The organism is Lysinibacillus sp. 10T31, from assembly GCF_056394365.1.
On record NZ_JBFTHS010000021.1, the window covers coordinates 60,386 to 76,291 of the forward strand.

Below are 15,906 nucleotides of genomic sequence, written 5' to 3' on the forward strand. Positions count from 1 at the left end.
ATTTAGTTTTAAACAGTTACTTCCTCAAAACTAATTATTATTTTTCAAAAAGTTTTCTACCCGATTAACTAATTCTTCCCTATTATAAGAATTATAAAGTGCGCCGGCTAAACGAACTGAGTCTCCAAAGAAAAAGCGCTCGTACAGTGTTTGTCTTGTACCAAAGCTGCTCATCGTTAAATCCCAAGCTAGGCGGAATTTTTTGACGCGCTCCTTTCCCCCATCCTGAAAAGACTGTAAATAATGCTCAAGGTCGCCGTCATCCGCAGTAAATGCTTTTTCACTTGGAATGGACATTAATCCGCTTGCACCAAGTAACTGGATGATTTCTGTAAAGGTCGGATATACTTTAGGGAACATCTGAATAGCTACTTGTACTGTTGGGAGATCAGGTCTTATAAAACCAAATTCATCTCCTTTTGCTTCTACTTCAGACTTTAACAGTAAGGCCTTCATCGTTTCTAATGTCACGATGATATCGACGACTTTTTGCTGCACATGTTGATATCCGCCGATATTTATCGTATCTACAATTGACTGTACAACACCTAAGACAAATTCTGTTTTGGCAATTTGACGTGTAAGAACTTGATGTAAACCATATGTTTGAAAACCACTTACGTTCAAAAAGTTATTGGCAACTTCAACATTCTCATAATAAAAGACGCGTTCCCACGGCACTACAACATTATCAAACACAACGATTGCATCCATTTCCTCGTAACGACTACTTAATGGATAATCAAAAACCGATTCCCCTCCGACAAATGATTGCCTACATAAAAACTTTAAACCTTTTGTATTACTTGGGATTGAGAAAGCAAAGCCTTTTCCTTCATCAAAACCATTTGTTGATATAACAAGGAGTTCATCTGTAATTCCTCCCTGTGTCGCTAGTAATCTCGCACCTTTAATTACTAACCCCTCGCTCGTTTTATCTACAATTTTAGCAGCAATTGTAACATCTTCATCTTCAAAATAAAACTTTTGACGGTTTACTTGTGGCTCGATAAATGTATGTGTCATCGTCAAATCGTTCTCACGAGCATACTCATAAAATTTTAATAAATGCTGTGGGAAACAATTTGGCTTATCTTTCAAATATTCTGCTATGGATGCTAGAGCCATTAATGTCGTATTCATGTAATCTGGACTTCTCCCCATAAGGCCATTATTGGATAACGCCCACTCTCGTATTGCATTACGTCTTTTCACGAGATCATCGACTGTCACCGCTTGAAGGAAAGACATACCAACACGCTTATTACTTGTTGGTGAAACATATGTCATCTTTTCAAGCAACGCCTCTTCATTTTGTAAATCAAAAAGCCTTGCCTGACTCTGCATTACTCCCTTAAATGCTGGATGCTCCGACACCTTCCCTGTGACAACTTTCCCATCAATCGAAATATAAGTTTGTAAAGCGTCAATACGATCAATATATTGTTTTCCTGTAATTACTGGCATGCAGTCACCCCTAAACGTTACAAATGTTTTTATACTTTTTCAGTATATGAAATTTCCTAATATTAGGTTCCACTTTAGCTAACTGTATTATATCAAACCCTCAAAAGTTCCAAACTGTACTACTTTATAAATACAGTTGAAAATCCACAACATTGCATGATTTTTCAGTTATTTTAGATAAAAACGGTTTCAATTAGCACTTTTATAACGAGTTCAATTTTGTGACACATTCAAAAAAATGTCCTTTCCGACTAGTACAGAATTGCTAGATTTTTTGTATATGCAGGTGTAAGATAGCTTCGTAACTAAAACAAAACCATCTTTTTATTAAAGGAGAAAGAATATATATGAATAAACGAATTATAACGTACGTAGCGGAAATGGAAGCTGCGTTAATGAATAAAATGGAGGATCATAATGAAGAGAATCTTTTATTTTCTATCGCTTCAGATATGATTGCCAAAGAAAAAGATCAATTTAAAAATGTATGCCAAGCATATGAAGTAGTTAAACATCATCTAGTTGGCATTCATTAAATCAATTATGTTTTTTTTGCGCGAAAGCGTAGCGACAGGTACATGTTTGGATACCTGCTAAAACAAGGAAAAAATTGCACAACAAAACCCGATCAATTCGAATTGATCGGGTTTTTTATGTTACTACGCATATGGCAGGACCATTTTTTAGGAATTGTATAGATGTTGTTTGTTGATTACTGGTATGGGATTAGAAGCATTGAACGATTATCAAGGACAGTTGCTTCCTCATTCACTAAGATGACAGTATTATTTGCATATGCTTTCTCTGCATTCATCTCACACTTACTCATTGGGCTACATCCTTCGCATTCCTTGAAGTGAGAGTCCTCTGTCGGGTAACGATAAAATTTTATAACATTTACTCATCTAAATAATCATACGGCGATACACCATCCATTCCAATCAATGGATGAATATATGGTTCTGTTTCTACCGTTAGCTTGAAATCAATGGATTGTTTTTCATTTTGTAAATCTTCTTTTAATGGAACAGTTTCTGCTTCTACAACTTCCTCTGCAATATCCATTGGATTGAGCCTTGCACGTAGAGACGTAAAGCGCTGTAAATCATCCGTACGCTGTAAGCCATCTGCTAGCACATCAGGCTCACCACATAAAATCAAGAAATTTTTTGCACGCGTAATACCTGTATATAACAAATTACGTCGCAGCATTTTAGAATATCCTCGTACCACCGGCATTATAACAGTTTGGAACTCAGAGCCTTGCGATTTATGAATTGAACAGCAGTAGGCAAGTGTCAATTGATTGAGGTCACTACGTTGATAAGTTACTTCAATACCGTCGAATGACACAACAAGTAAATCTTGTTTCTCTATTGTTTCCTTTGCCTTAATAATACTGATTACCTCACCCATATCACCATTAAAAACGTTGCTCTCTGGTTGATTAACAAGCTGTAAGACTTTATCCTTTATGCGATATGTAACATCGCCAAAGACGAGCTCTTTTCTAGTACCAGTATCGTTTGGATTAATAAGATCTTGAATCATTTTATTTAAATTGTCTATTCCTGCTGGACCTTTGTACATTGGTGCTAACACTTGGATATTACGAATTTCTTGACCTTTGGCAACAGCACTTTTCACAACTTGTGTGACAACATTTGCTACCTGATCTGAAGAGGCTTTAATAAATGAACGGTCAGACGTTTTTAACGTTAGGTCATTTGTGATATTACCACGTTTAATTTGATGAGCAAGTTCAATAATCGTTGATCCCTCTGCTTGTCGATAAACATCTGTTAATTCAACAGTAGGTATTTGCCCAGAAGCCAACAAATCCTTTAACACCTGTCCTGGTCCTACTGGTGGAAGCTGATCTTGATCGCCAACAAATACAACTTGAACATCCTCATGCAAGGATTTTAATAATTGATGCGCGAGCCAAGTATCAACCATCGACATTTCGTCTACAATAATGAGTTTCCCTGTAACTTCACGCTCAGTTTCTTCCTCTTTCTCCTGACCAGTAAAGCCTAGCAGTCGATGAATTGTCATTGCTGGAAGTTCTGTTGATTCTGATAAACGCTTGGCCGCACGTCCTGTTGGAGCACATAAAATAATCGGAAAGGGCTCTTCTTTTTGTGCGTATTCCTTCGGGTTTAATGATAGTCCGTGTAACTTTGCATACACTTCTACTACACCCCGAACAACAGTCGTTTTACCTGTACCGGGGCCACCAGTTAAAATCATAACAGCTGAGTTTAAAGCTTGTTCAATAGCATTCGCTTGTGTTTCAGCATATGTGACATTGAGCATCCCCTCTGTTTCACCAATTGCTTTGCGTATTTCATCCTTACTAAAATGTTCAGCCTTAGTGTTACGTTCGATTAAAGCTAATATTTTTGATGCAATTCCGACTTCTGAGAAATATAGAGATGGTAAATATAATCTCGTTTCTTCCCCACAAATTTTACTTTCCTCACGCAATTCGATGCAAGCTTTAGAAATGATCTCAAAAGGAATTTCCTCTCGTTGGCTTTGCTCAAGCATATCTTTTACTAGCGGTAAAACATGTTCTGCATCTAAATATACATGCCCGTCCGATAAAGCTGCTGTATTTAAAGTATGTAAAATCGCCGCCTTAATACGGTCTGGATGATTGCCAGTAATCCCTAATTTTGCACCTAGCTCGTCGGCACGAAAGAAACCAACACCCTCTACATCTTCAATAAGGCGGTATGGATTTTCAGTTAAAAATTCAACTGCCTCCGTTCGGTATGTTTGGTAAATTTTCATGCCGAGCTGCGGTCCGAAACCCCATTCATTAAGTTGAATCATCACTCGTTCTAAGCCTAGATTTTGTTCAATCGTACGATGGATAACCTCTTTTTTTTCAGTAGATAGTCGAGGTACAGCATCAAGCGCATTTGGATCCTCTAAAATAAGACGTAATGCATTCGCCCCGAGTTTTTCTACGATTGTTTCAGCAGTTTTTTTTCCGATCCCAACAAACAAATCACTCGATAAGTAATGAATAATTCCTTGCTCTGTTGCTGGCACTTCTTTTGTAAACGTCTCTATTTGAAATTGCACACCATATTTTGGATGCTGTTTCAATATACCTGTAAAACGATATTGTTCATCCATTTGTAACGGCGGAAAATATCCAACAACTATTATTTCCTTATCCTCATACTGTAAGTTGGTCTCTTGAATTTTTACACGAACTATCGAATACATATTTTGCGCATTATGGAAGATAGAGACGATTGGACGTCCGAGTATAAAAAATTTATTTAGTTCAAATAAATCAAGATTCTCTGCCATTTGCGGTTAGTCCTTTCGTATTCATTTCAATCATTATATTTTACCATAGCATACCGTGAAAAATCGTTTAAAAAGAGAATTCACTAAATTTTAATCAATTATGCCTCGGCATAATTGTAGCTGTCGCTTCGCTTTCGCTACAGAAAACATTTGTTGCTGTCGCTTCGCTTTCGCATAGATAAATTGCCACAGGACGTGGCGTTCTTAGACTGAGTTCCATTATTTCAGCGGATGTCTTTTGTACCGAAAGCGTAGCGACAGGTACAGATGTGTGGACACCTGCTGAAAAGTAACTTAAACCCGCATTCACCTCACCACCTATAGAGGTGGGAGACTTTTGTAGCTGACGCTTCGCTTTCGCTACAGAAATAATTGCTGAAAGAAGTTAAAATTGTATAGATAAATAACAATTCACGGTTTTTATCAACCTTTACATGCTATGATATAGGTGAATTTGTCGCACGGAAGGATTGTGAAACTATTGGAATTTAGACCTTGCATTGATTTACACGATGGCAAAGTAAAACAAATTGTTGGCAGCACACTAGGTCACAAAGATCAAGAAGTTATCGAGAACTTTATTTCAAATCACGACTCTAGTTATTATGCAAAAATGTTTGCCAAGGATCAATTAACAGGTGGTCACGTCATTATGCTAGGTGATGGAAACGAAGAAGCCGCATTAGCAGCATTAGCAGCATATCCTCAAGGGTTGCAGGTTGGTGGCGGCATCACCACGGAAAATGCAAAAAAGTATATTGATGCGGGAGCTACCCATGTTATTGTCACATCATTTATATTCTACGATGGTAAGCTCAATTTAGATCGACTAAAACAATTAGTCCAGATTATAGGTAAACAGCATCTTGTCATTGATTTAAGCTGCCGTATGCGTGATGAAAAATGGTTTGTTGTTACTGATAAATGGACAAAGTTTAGTGATTTTGAAGTAAATGCTGAGTCTATTGCATTTATCGAGAATTTCTGTGATGAACTACTTATTCACGCTGTTGATGTGGAAGGAAAAAAAGGCGGTATGCAGGAAAGCTTAGTGCATGATTTAGCCACTTGGACAACAATCCCTACAACATATGCTGGTGGGGTTCGTTCTTTAGACGATTTAAAGAAATTTGAAAATATCGCAAATGGTAGACTTCATGTTACAATCGGTAGCGCTCTTTCAATCTTTGGTGGAGATTTACCTTATTCAGACGTGGTAAATTATTGCAAAAAAGACGGGGTATTGTGAAGTTAATATATGAGGATTATGTTTTTCCTTTTCAAGAAACAAATTTAGAACGCATTACATATGGTAAATATTTCAATATATATATACAAAGGACTATTCTCTTTCGTTGCATATACAACTTGATGATGAACAAATGCTACTTGAGTTTTCAAAATCTTTAAAGACAACATGTGTTCTTACGTGATCAAGAAACAGAGCCTTTTATCGGCATTTATATTGGTTTACAAATATTCGTTGATGAATTTAATAAACGATGCAACTTAAATGCTGAAACTATCGTTTAATTAAAAAAAGGGGACTAAAATCCCCTTTTTTTAATTAAAACAAGTATACTACACATAAATTAGAGCACATATTTCTATTTAATAGCTATTTTTGTTAAGCTATTATTTAATGAGATCACAATAAGAGAATTTCATTAATGTTATTTGCTAAAAGAAAGGATTTTATGAAGAATGAAAAACGAACTCGAAGCAATCACTTTAAAAAAACTACAATCAGAAATAACACGTTTCTTTTTAGCCTATAAGTTTGCCTTGCAAGAAATTGAAACGAAAATAAATATTTTACAAGAAGAGTTTAAGTTAATTCACGAATATAACCCGATAGAGCATATATCTACTCGAGTAAAAACACCAAAAAGTATATTATCGAAGATCCAGAAAAAGAACCTTGAGACATCTGTCGAAGTGATTCGTGAAAACATTCGTGATATTGCGGGAGTGCGAATTACATGCTCCTTTGTAGAGGATATTTATAAAGTAAGTGCCATGCTACAGGCGCAAAATGATATTGAAGTTGTGGATGTTAAGGATTATATTAAATCCCCGAAGGAGAATGGCTATCGAAGCTTGCATCTAATTATAAAAATCCCAATTTTTATGTCCGATCGTGTGGAAAGTGTTTATACAGAAATTCAAATCCGTACAATCGCAATGGACTTCTGGGCTAGCCTTGAGCATAAAATCTATTACAAATACAACAAGGAAGTACCTGAACATATACGTTTGGAATTGAAGGAAGCTGCCATTCAAGCAGCTGAACTGGATCGGAAAATGAAACGACTTAATGAAGAAATAAATATTTTAAAAGCGGATGAAGAAGAGACGTCATTAGATGCAATGCCTATTGCTTACTTAGCACAATATCTAACTCAACTACCATTTAATCATTCTTCTAAGGATGATCAAGACTAAACTCACGATATAAAAGGATGCCGAAGTAATAATTCTGGCATCCTTTCTCTAATATGATTTATTTTAGTTAAATCGCTGTGCAATCATATCATAAATATAACGTGCTTGGTCGTATTCTGGCTGTAATGTAAAGGCTTGTTTTAAATGGTACATAGCATCTGTTGTTTGCTCAGTAGATACCGCATATAGTACACCTAAATTATAATGTGCATCTGCATTATTCCAATCCTGTTCGATCAAATAGTCTAATTCCTTTTTGCCTTCTTCGAACATTTCAAGCGCACATAGTACGATGGCATATGCTAGACGAATTTGTGTATCTTCTGGTGCAAGCTCTGAAGCTCGTTGTAAATAAGGCAGTGCAAGCTTCGGATTTTCCATGCGCTCAAAACATTTGCCCATCATATAATACACATCTGCGCCTTCAATCTTGTGTTTTAGTGCTTGCTCATAAAGCTTTGCTGCTTCCGCATATCGTTCCGCATTATAATACAAATTTGCTAAACCATAATAAGCAGTTGCTGCCGTTTCATCAACAGTAATTGCTTTTTGAAAAAAACGCTCTGCACGTTCAGTATCCTCTAAGACCGCTAAGAGATTTCCGAAGTTCACATAACCAATTGGGTTTTCAGGCTCCGCTTCAATTGCTTGTGTAAAAAGTTGTGCAGCATCCTCGTAGCGCTTTTCCTGAAACGCTTGAATGCCCTGCTCGTTAAAATCCATTGTTTTCCTTCACCTCTATGTAGCGAAAAACTACCTAAACTCTATACGCTTTAGGAAAGAGTATAGGCAGTCTTTTCGCAAATTAACCTACATATGTTAGTTTTTCATTATTTTTAAAGACTTCGTCGATTGTACCGCCACCTAAACATTCTTCACCGTCATATAGTACAACAGCTTGTCCAGGTGTAATCGCACGTACTGGCTCAGCAAACGTAATATGTGTACGTCCATCCTCTAAAATTTCCACTTCTACAGGTGTATCTGTTTGACGATAGCGGAATTTTGCTGTGCATGAAAATTTCCCGGGCAATTTTTTTGTCGAAGTATAGTTCATTTTCACAGCAGTCAGTGAAGTAGAAAATAGTGAATCATTATTGAAACCTTGTCCAACTAATAACACATTGCGCTCCAAATCTTTCCCTAACACGAACCAAGGTTCACCGTCACCACCAATTCCAAGACCATGACGTTGACCAAGTGTATAGTACATTAATCCGTCATGCTGGCCCATTACGACTCCATCCATCGTCTCCATCTTACCAGGTTGAGCTGGTAAATATTGACTTAAGAATTCTTTGAAATTACGCTCTCCAATAAAGCAAATTCCTGTTGAATCCTTTTTCTTCGCTGTAGCTAACCCAGCTTCCTCCGCAATTTTACGGACTTCCTTTTTCTCAATATGTCCAATTGGAAACATTACATGCGACAATTGTTCCTGCGATAACTGGTTTAAGAAATACGTTTGATCTTTATTATTGTCAATGCCTCGAAGCATTTTAACTTCGTCATCGCCACTACGATCAACTCGAGCATAGTGACCTGTTGCTAAATAATCCGCTCCAAGATCCATCGCATGCTCTAAAAACGCTTTAAATTTAATTTCTTTATTACACATAACATCAGGATTAGGCGTGCGTCCTGCTTTATATTCTTCTAAAAAGTATGTGAAAACCTTATCCCAATATTGCTTTTCAAAATTCACAGCATAGTAAGGAATCCCTATTTGATTACATACTTTAATAACATCATCATAGTCTTCTGTAGCTGTACAAACGCCATTTTCGTCTGTATCATCCCAGTTTTTCATAAATATCCCGATTACTTCATATCCTTGCTGTTTTAGCAAATATGCAGCAACCGAAGAATCTACCCCACCCGACATGCCGACTACAACACGAATTTGTGAGGGGTCACGTGTTTCTTTCATATTGGTCACCTTTTCTTTTATTCAAATTCCATTAAATGTCTAATTTTCTAGCAAATTATTTTTTCGCTAGTCTTTTCACAATCGCTGCTGTTTTTTCAGCCGCATGTTGTACATCAGTTTCTGTTAAACCTTGACCGAAGCTAAAGCGGATCGAGTTACGTAATTCCTCTGCCTCTTGTCCAAACATCGCAACTAAAACGTGTGATGGATCAATGGAGCCAGCAGTACACGCAGAACCACTTGATACGCAAATCCCCACCATATCAAGATTTACTAGGAAAGACTCTACTTCCATACCAGAAAAACTTACATTTAAAACATGTGGAAGCGTATTTTCTAACTCTCCATTCATATGAAATGCTAGATTTTCTTTCGTGAAAACATCCAGCATAATTTGCTTAAAGCGATTGTATAGCGCGCGCTTTTCTTCTCGCAACTCATTTGCAATTTGCACTGCAGTCGCAAAACCAATCACTGCAGGCACATTTTCAGTACCTGCACGACGTTTTTTCTCGTGCGCTCCCCCTAATGCATAACTAGTAAATGGTGTCCCTGCTTTTTGGTATAGGAAACCAATACCTTTAGGACCATTAATTTTATGTGCAGAAACACTTAGTAAATCAACATGTAAATCAGCAACATTAATTGACTCTAAACCATATGCCTGAACAGCATCTGTGTGGAAAATAGCCTTGTGTTCACGTAACAAGTCACCAATTTCAGCAATCGGTTGAATCGTACCAATTTCATTATTGCCGTACATAATCGTTACTAAAATTGTATCCTCTCTTAATGCATTTCGCACATCTTCTACAGAAACACGTCCATTCTCATCAACCGGCAAATATGTCACATCAAAGCCATCTCTCTCAAGCTTTTCACAAGTATGTAGCACCGCGTGATGTTCAATTTGTGTGGTAATGATATGCTTCCCTTCAGCAGCCCGTGCATAGACAGTGCCAAAAATAGCCGTATTGTCCGCCTCTGTTCCGCCACTTGTGATAATAATTTCTCCAGATTGAGCACCAATTGATTGGGCAAGTATTTCACGTGCATTATCTAAATATTTACGTGCCTCTCGACCTATCCCATGAATACTTGATGCATTCCCATAAACCTGTTGCATTGCTGTAGTCATAGCGTCTATTACTTTGTCATTCATTGGTGATGACGCTGCATGATCGAGATAAATATATGAATTCATGTTGAAAACTCCTTTGTACGAAAAGCGCTAAAGACTCATCTCCCTTACTCAGGGTAGGGAGATGGGTATTAGCCTAATTTTAAATATAGAACATATAGCCTTCCGCTACATTTTCCTCAGTATATTGAGCTAAATCCTCAATTGTTGTTGTATCTAATACATTTTTTACAGCATCACGAATGCGGAGCCATAACTCTCGCTGAGGTGCTTCTTCATTTTCAATACCTTCTACAGGTTGAATTGGACCCTCTAACACGCTAATAACATTAGCCGCTGAAATTTCACTTGGTGGATTTGCTAGCATATACCCACCATATGCACCGCGTACACTTTTCACTAAGCCTGAATTACGTAATGGTGAAACTAGCTGCTCTAAGTATGCCTCAGAAAGTTCCTTTTCAGCAGCAATTTTGCGTAGTGGAATTGGTCCTTCTCCATAATGCTTTGCTAATTCAATCATAATCGTTAGACCATAACGGCCCTTTGTAGAAATTTTCATTTTATCACCCTCAAATAGTCTAGTCAAAAATACTACCAACAGTATATCATAATCTCCTCTCGAAGAACTCGGAAATACTCTCGGGAGGTTATGATATACTATTAATTACGCCTTAGTATAGTTAGGCAAAATACTATGTAACGCTACATTATAAGCACAAAAAACATTTAGCAACCAATAATTATTGAAAACAGTTGAAAGGGGGAATTTTTAATGCATAATGAACCACTCGCTTTTCGTATGCGTCCTTTAACCCTTGATGAAATTGTAGGACACCAAGATTTTATCGGTCCTAACACCGCTCTTTATAAAATGATTCAAAATGAACATATTCCATCCATGCTGCTATATGGTGAGCCAGGTATCGGCAAAACGTCAATAGCGAATGCTGTAGCAGGAAGCTCTAGGCTCCCCTTTTTCGCACTTAATGCTACTCGTGCTGGTAAAAAGGATGTCGAGGATATTGTACAGGAAGCTAGAATCTCAGGAAAAGTCCTTCTTTTTTTGGATGAGATTCATCGTTTTAATAAATTACAGCAGGATGCTTTGTTGCCACATGTTGAAAACGGCTCAATCGTGTTAATTGGAGCTACAACGGAAAATCCTTACCATGACGTAAATCCCGCTATCCGCTCACGCTGCGGAGAAATATATCAACTAAAACGTTTAACAAAAGAAAATATTATCGAGCTTATAAAAAAGGCACTTTCTGATGAAAGGCGCGGGCTAGGTAAATATCACTTTGTATTAACAGATCAGCAAATTGATCAAATTGCTGAAGCAGCTAATGGTGATGCACGGAAGGCATTAACTTTGCTTGAATCAATTTATTATGCAAGTGATGAAGTAGACGGTCAAACAATCGCCGCTGATCATATCATTGAGCATCTTGTAGGCAGAATTGGCGTTTATGGTGATAAAAAAGGATCCCATTTTTATAATTTGTTATCTGCATTACAAAAATCAGTTCGTGGAAGTGATACGAATGCAGCATTGTATTATTTAGCTCATTTATTGGAAACAGGTGATTTAGTAGCTGTTAGTCGACGCTTACTTGTCATGGCTTATGAAGATATAGGCCTTGCCAACCCTGAAGTAGGACCGCATCTGCTTGCGGCTGTACAAGCGGCAGAGCGTTTAGGGCTACCCGAGGCGCGTATTCCGCTTGCAAGTGCTGTTATTGAAATGTGCCTTGCATCAAAATCCAATTCTGCAATTGGTGCTATCGATGCCGCCATTGCCAGCATTCATGCAGGAAAAACAGGCGATATTCCACTTCATCTACGAGATGCTCACTATGAAGGGGCAAAAGATTTAGGTCATGTAGGCTATCAATATCCCCACAACAGCCCTATCGGAACATTTGGTGGGTGGGTAGACCAGCAATATCTACCGGATGAGCTTGTAGGCACAGAATTTTATAAACCTGTTATTGCGGGTGAAGAAAAACGAATGGCAGGAATCTACGAAAAGCTTAAATCTTTTCATAAGGATGTAAAGTAATAAGGTTACTGAAAAACATATAATAAAGTTTTTTCATGAAAATAGGGCACTTCAATCGAAACTTCAATTTTAACAAGAAGCGCCTTATTTTTTCTTATTGCTTTCGCTAAAAAACAGGACGGACTGCTAAACAATCATCCTATAATGGTTGCCTTATTTGTTGTATAGCGTTTTTTGTAAAATCGGTTCAATGTATCTTCCACATTTCTCATCGATGGCAGTCTCGTCGTTTCTTTCTCCTCTTTTTCCTTTTCGATATCATGTAAATAAAGAAGACAATTGTAGGTTTGATAGAGTAGACTAGCAAATTCCTGGGAGTTCTCCCGTACTTCAGAGCGAATTGCTTTTACAGCAATTGCTTGACCAATGGATTGCTCTCTTGATGGAGAGGTTTGATCATCTACATTGTCATCTGAAGTTCTATAGAATAATTTTAATGCCTCATAAACTTCCATGTTTTCACTAAACCGTTCCTCTATCCACTGTAAGACAAATTGTAAAAAGACAACAGCATAAATAAGTGATAAGCGCTCATCTCCAAAGGATTTTTTCGACAAACGTTTAAAGTAATCGTCTTGTGTCACAAGTTCGAATATGATTAAACGAATTGGATACAGGAGCGCATGTCCACTGTTGATATATAATTTTTCTCGATCTTTGTACATAGCCAACCAAAAATCCCTTACTAATGAGATAGTTTTTCTTGTCGAGAGAGCTAATTGACATTGGATAAGTTCATGTTCAAGTGTTGGTTGTATAAGTTGTAGAAATAGAAGTTCCTCACCCTCATTTACTAATAAAAGCGGTTTTTCTAATTTCGCCAAATCGATTTCGATACCGTTTATTAACATTGAACGGCCCCCTCACTATAAATTCTTACAGCATAGAATAAACCTTAATCATCATGGTTAATTTCCGTTGCGATTGATACTGAGCCATAAATCTTGCAAATAGATTTGCAATTTTTAACTATATTTCGACAAAAATTTATAAATTCCTTTTAAGAAAAAAGTCCTTTTTAAATTTTCGTACAACAAAATTTTAATATTACTTAAACAATCTACTTCAATAATCTATTAACATTAACAAAAAAATCTGCAAAACTTTAAGAATTGGAAACCCAATCCCCCCTCACAAAAAGTGCTGTAAGAATTGGTGGCCCAATCGCAAAAAGTATGCAGATTCTAGTTTGCTATACTATTTTTAAAAAATGATTCAATCACTCTTAAATTATTTCGTAATTTCATTATCAACAAATACTTTAAATTGTTGTAGGCATTGTTTGACTGCGCCTTTTTGTTCAAGCACTGCATTTCGTAATGAAGATGTTTTCTCTTCATCCCCTACTACTTCACGATAAAGTGCAAAAATTGCTGATAATAATTGTTCATTCTCTTCCCGGTCAATGCTAGGTAAAGAATAGGCAGCAATCGTTAATAATTGCTCAACTTTTTCAGGTGTTTTTTGTAACGCATTGGATGAATAATACGTTGATGCCGCTAAAAAGTAGCACAGCTTTGCACAGCAATCTATAAACAAATGCCAATATGTATTGGCACTTGGTAATTCACCCGCTCTATTGTCTAAATACTCTTTATAAAATGTTGTAGCTTGTGTATATAAAGGATTTAGTTCTCTCATAGCCTTTGGATAATTATTAGATGTATCCAAATAGTCAAATACAATATCATTCATTTTCTCTTGAAGTTTTACAATGTCTAAATGATCACGAATTACTTGAATTTCCATTTTCCCACTCTCCCATGTTGTCATTTGTTTTCTAAACGTCATTCCTACTCCCCTAGGCAGTCCTGCACATCCAAACAAACTTTTTTATTATCTATTGGAATTATTAAAATTATAGCAATAAACCAAATAAAGAAGTGGGCACATGAAAAAAATAAGGCAATTTAGTGAATTAATAGCATTTTAAGCACGTAAGACGAACAGTTTTGGTAAAATTATATTTTTTGTACATAATCATCAAATAAAGATTGCTCTTTCGTTCGATCAACAATTTCTATAATACTTCCTTGAGCATATTTTTTTATTCTTTTTTGTGGCATATAAAAATAGGCAGTATTTGTAATTAACCACTCGCTAAGTGTTAGTTCATTACCTGGCTGTTGATTTGTCAATATTCGTTTATGTCGAAGTATATCTGCCATTTTGTAAAAACCATCTGATAGCTCGTTGGCCGAAACATCAAAATTAAAAATAGGGCTAACAACTTGTCCAACATCAAAAATGTGAATGGTTTGCCCTTCTTCATCAATAGCTAATTCTACTGTGCTAATTTCATCGAATAGATTTAAGCCTCTATATTCCATTTGATAGATTTGCTCCATAATAAAACGTCTCCTTTTATAGGTTCTACGGCAAATGTTTAAGGAGTCGTAATGTGTCTCTTCATCATAAATTGTATAGATATCCTAATAAATATCGTAGACCCCTTTTTCACAACGTTCCTATTGTAACATAGAAAAAGCAGCTGTCTTAAATTGAGACAGCTACTTCCATAAAATGGCCCATCACTATAAGTAAGGATGATTTTCGTTCCGCTTTTATTTTTATCGAGAAATATTGTTAATTTATCGCCTAACTTTTTATATTTATCGACATAACAGATTTTTCAAAGTTATTTTAACCTTGTACACGTGTTATTTTCACATCTTTTAAGATTGTATTCACTACCCAGCTGGCAGCAATTAAACCTGCCACTGAAGGTACAAAGGCATTGGAAGATGGAGGCATTTTCGCTTTACGAATAGCTGCATCCGGTTTTCCGACATGCTCCACGACATCTGGACGAACAACAATAGGACTCTCATCTGAGAACACAACCGTTACTCCTTTATTAATACCATCCTTACGTAATTTTGTACGGATTACTTTAGCCAATGGGTCTGTGTGCGTTTTTGAAATATCTGCAATTTTGAAACGTGTTGGATCCATTTTATTGGCTGCACCCATGCTAGATATCATCGGAATATTACGCTTTAGACATTCCTTCATAATATGAATTTTATACATCACTGTGTCACTCGCATCAATGACATAATCTATGCCCTGTGCGAAAAATTCCTCATATGTTTCCTCTGTGTAAAACATATGCATATCAATTACTTCACATTCTGGATTAATATCTGCAATACGCTCTTTCATGACACCTGACTTAGATTTTCCGACTGTTGAAAGATAGGCAACTAATTGACGATTAACATTCGTAATATCAACATTATCCTTATCTACTAAAATAATGCGGCCAATACCACTTCGTGCACATGCCTCAGCAGCAAATGAACCTACACCGCCTACACCAAGAATGGCTACTGTTGTATTTTTTAATTTTTCGAGTCCCTCTGTTCCGATTGCGAGCTCGTTACGTGAAAATTGATGTAACATCCTTACACTCTCCGTCTATTGAATTTTTATCACGCTTTAACGGGCAGTTATGTACATCGCCCGTTAAAGCCCGATTGGCGATCAGCGGTGTATTAAACACCCAACTAATCACTTTATTAGTAA

15 protein-coding genes are annotated in these 15,906 nt (G+C 36.8%); 4 read left to right on the forward strand and 11 right to left on the reverse strand.

What is annotated here, in order from left to right; translation table 11 throughout:
- Positions 1-30 precede the first annotated feature (30 nt).
- Complete coding sequence (gene hpaB / locus AC1DCY_RS13690) at positions 31-1,467, reverse strand: 4-hydroxyphenylacetate 3-monooxygenase, oxygenase component (protein ID WP_477350927.1); 1,437 nt, start codon at positions 1,465-1,467, stop codon at positions 31-33.
- Between the two features lie 347 nt (positions 1,468-1,814).
- Here hpaB and AC1DCY_RS13695 point away from each other — a divergent pair, with 347 nt between their 5' ends.
- Positions 1,815-2,003 (forward strand): hypothetical protein, encoded by a 189-nt coding sequence (locus AC1DCY_RS13695; RefSeq protein WP_477350929.1) that lies wholly within the window; start codon positions 1,815-1,817, stop codon positions 2,001-2,003.
- Positions 2,004-2,364: 361 nt separating this feature from the next.
- On the opposite strand, the gene recD2 is transcribed toward AC1DCY_RS13695, so the two are convergent.
- Both recD2 and AC1DCY_RS13705 read right to left on the reverse strand, forming a co-directional pair.
- The gene (gene recD2, locus AC1DCY_RS13700; protein WP_477350930.1) at positions 2,365-4,797 is read right to left on the reverse strand and encodes an SF1B family DNA helicase RecD2; all 2,433 of its coding nucleotides are present in this window, start codon (positions 4,795-4,797) and stop codon (positions 2,365-2,367) included.
- 94 nt (positions 4,798-4,891) lie between these two features.
- Entirely contained in the window at positions 4,892-5,107 is a 216-nt protein-coding gene (locus AC1DCY_RS13705) for a hypothetical protein (RefSeq protein ID WP_477350932.1), read from the reverse strand.
- A gap of 171 nt (positions 5,108-5,278) precedes the next feature.
- Between AC1DCY_RS13705 and hisA the strand changes: the two genes are divergently transcribed.
- Positions 5,279-6,046: a phosphoribosylformimino-5-aminoimidazole carboxamide ribotide isomerase gene (gene hisA / locus AC1DCY_RS13710; protein WP_477350934.1), complete on the forward strand. Its 768-nt coding sequence runs from the start codon at positions 5,279-5,281 to the stop codon at positions 6,044-6,046.
- 455 nt (positions 6,047-6,501) lie between these two features.
- A complete protein-coding gene (locus AC1DCY_RS13715; protein WP_477350936.1) occupies positions 6,502-7,242 on the forward strand; it encodes a GTP pyrophosphokinase in 741 nt (246 codons plus the stop codon).
- A gap of 63 nt (positions 7,243-7,305) precedes the next feature.
- On the opposite strand, the gene AC1DCY_RS13720 is transcribed toward AC1DCY_RS13715, so the two are convergent.
- The 4 genes from AC1DCY_RS13720 to cymR form a co-directional block, all read right to left on the reverse strand.
- On the reverse strand, positions 7,306-7,965 hold the full coding sequence (locus AC1DCY_RS13720) for a tetratricopeptide repeat protein (protein ID WP_477350938.1): 660 nt from the start codon (positions 7,963-7,965) through the stop codon (positions 7,306-7,308).
- A gap of 82 nt (positions 7,966-8,047) precedes the next feature.
- Positions 8,048-9,172, reverse strand: a complete 1,125-nt coding sequence (gene mnmA, locus AC1DCY_RS13725; protein ID WP_477350940.1) for a tRNA 2-thiouridine(34) synthase MnmA — start codon at positions 9,170-9,172, stop codon at positions 8,048-8,050.
- A 55-nt stretch (positions 9,173-9,227) separates the two neighbouring features.
- Positions 9,228-10,376, reverse strand: a complete 1,149-nt coding sequence (locus tag AC1DCY_RS13730) for a cysteine desulfurase family protein (protein WP_477350942.1) — start codon at positions 10,374-10,376, stop codon at positions 9,228-9,230.
- Positions 10,377-10,455: 79 nt separating this feature from the next.
- Positions 10,456-10,875, reverse strand: coding sequence for a cysteine metabolism transcriptional regulator CymR (cymR, locus tag AC1DCY_RS13735; RefSeq protein ID WP_053484768.1), 420 nt, complete (start codon positions 10,873-10,875; stop codon positions 10,456-10,458).
- A gap of 213 nt (positions 10,876-11,088) precedes the next feature.
- On the opposite strand from cymR, the gene AC1DCY_RS13740 reads away from it, so the two are divergent.
- The gene (locus AC1DCY_RS13740; protein WP_477350945.1) at positions 11,089-12,378 is read left to right on the forward strand and encodes a replication-associated recombination protein A; all 1,290 of its coding nucleotides are present in this window, start codon (positions 11,089-11,091) and stop codon (positions 12,376-12,378) included.
- 134 nt (positions 12,379-12,512) lie between these two features.
- Here the strand turns inward: AC1DCY_RS13740 and AC1DCY_RS13745 are convergent, their stop codons facing one another.
- From AC1DCY_RS13745 to AC1DCY_RS13760, 4 genes are all read right to left on the reverse strand, one after another.
- Positions 12,513-13,229, reverse strand: a complete 717-nt coding sequence (locus AC1DCY_RS13745; RefSeq protein WP_477350947.1) for a hypothetical protein — start codon at positions 13,227-13,229, stop codon at positions 12,513-12,515.
- Positions 13,230-13,608: 379 nt separating this feature from the next.
- Positions 13,609-14,169: a hypothetical protein gene (locus tag AC1DCY_RS13750; RefSeq protein WP_477350948.1), complete on the reverse strand. Its 561-nt coding sequence runs from the start codon at positions 14,167-14,169 to the stop codon at positions 13,609-13,611.
- A 170-nt stretch (positions 14,170-14,339) separates the two neighbouring features.
- On the reverse strand, positions 14,340-14,726 hold the full coding sequence (locus tag AC1DCY_RS13755; RefSeq protein ID WP_477350950.1) for a hypothetical protein: 387 nt from the start codon (positions 14,724-14,726) through the stop codon (positions 14,340-14,342).
- Between the two features lie 295 nt (positions 14,727-15,021).
- Positions 15,022-15,783, reverse strand: coding sequence for a tRNA threonylcarbamoyladenosine dehydratase (locus tag AC1DCY_RS13760; protein ID WP_477350952.1), 762 nt, complete (start codon positions 15,781-15,783; stop codon positions 15,022-15,024).
- Between the last annotated feature and the right edge of the window lie 123 nt (positions 15,784-15,906).

What these genes read in the sequence shown, in the direction of transcription:
- hpaB (WP_477350927.1), bottom strand. Translation starts at nt 1,467, where the DNA reads ATGCCAGTAATTACAGGAAAACAATATATTGATCGTATTGACGCTTTA.
- AC1DCY_RS13695 (WP_477350929.1), top strand. Translation starts at nt 1,815, where the DNA reads ATGAATAAACGAATTATAACGTACGTAGCGGAAATGGAAGCTGCGTTA.
- recD2 (WP_477350930.1), bottom strand. Translation starts at nt 4,797, where the DNA reads ATGGCAGAGAATCTTGATTTATTTGAACTAAATAAATTTTTTATACTC.
- AC1DCY_RS13715 (WP_477350936.1), top strand. Translation starts at nt 6,502, where the DNA reads ATGAAAAACGAACTCGAAGCAATCACTTTAAAAAAACTACAATCAGAA.
- AC1DCY_RS13720 (WP_477350938.1), bottom strand. Translation starts at nt 7,965, where the DNA reads ATGGATTTTAACGAGCAGGGCATTCAAGCGTTTCAGGAAAAGCGCTAC.
- mnmA (WP_477350940.1), bottom strand. Translation starts at nt 9,172, where the DNA reads ATGAAAGAAACACGTGACCCCTCACAAATTCGTGTTGTAGTCGGCATG.
- AC1DCY_RS13730 (WP_477350942.1), bottom strand. Translation starts at nt 10,376, where the DNA reads ATGAATTCATATATTTATCTCGATCATGCAGCGTCATCACCAATGAAT.
- cymR (WP_053484768.1), bottom strand. Translation starts at nt 10,875, where the DNA reads ATGAAAATTTCTACAAAGGGCCGTTATGGTCTAACGATTATGATTGAA.
- AC1DCY_RS13740 (WP_477350945.1), top strand. Translation starts at nt 11,089, where the DNA reads ATGCATAATGAACCACTCGCTTTTCGTATGCGTCCTTTAACCCTTGAT.
- AC1DCY_RS13745 (WP_477350947.1), bottom strand. Translation starts at nt 13,229, where the DNA reads ATGTTAATAAACGGTATCGAAATCGATTTGGCGAAATTAGAAAAACCG.
- AC1DCY_RS13750 (WP_477350948.1), bottom strand. Translation starts at nt 14,169, where the DNA reads ATGACGTTTAGAAAACAAATGACAACATGGGAGAGTGGGAAAATGGAA.
- AC1DCY_RS13755 (WP_477350950.1), bottom strand. Translation starts at nt 14,726, where the DNA reads ATGGAGCAAATCTATCAAATGGAATATAGAGGCTTAAATCTATTCGAT.
- AC1DCY_RS13760 (WP_477350952.1), bottom strand. Translation starts at nt 15,783, where the DNA reads ATGTTACATCAATTTTCACGTAACGAGCTCGCAATCGGAACAGAGGGA.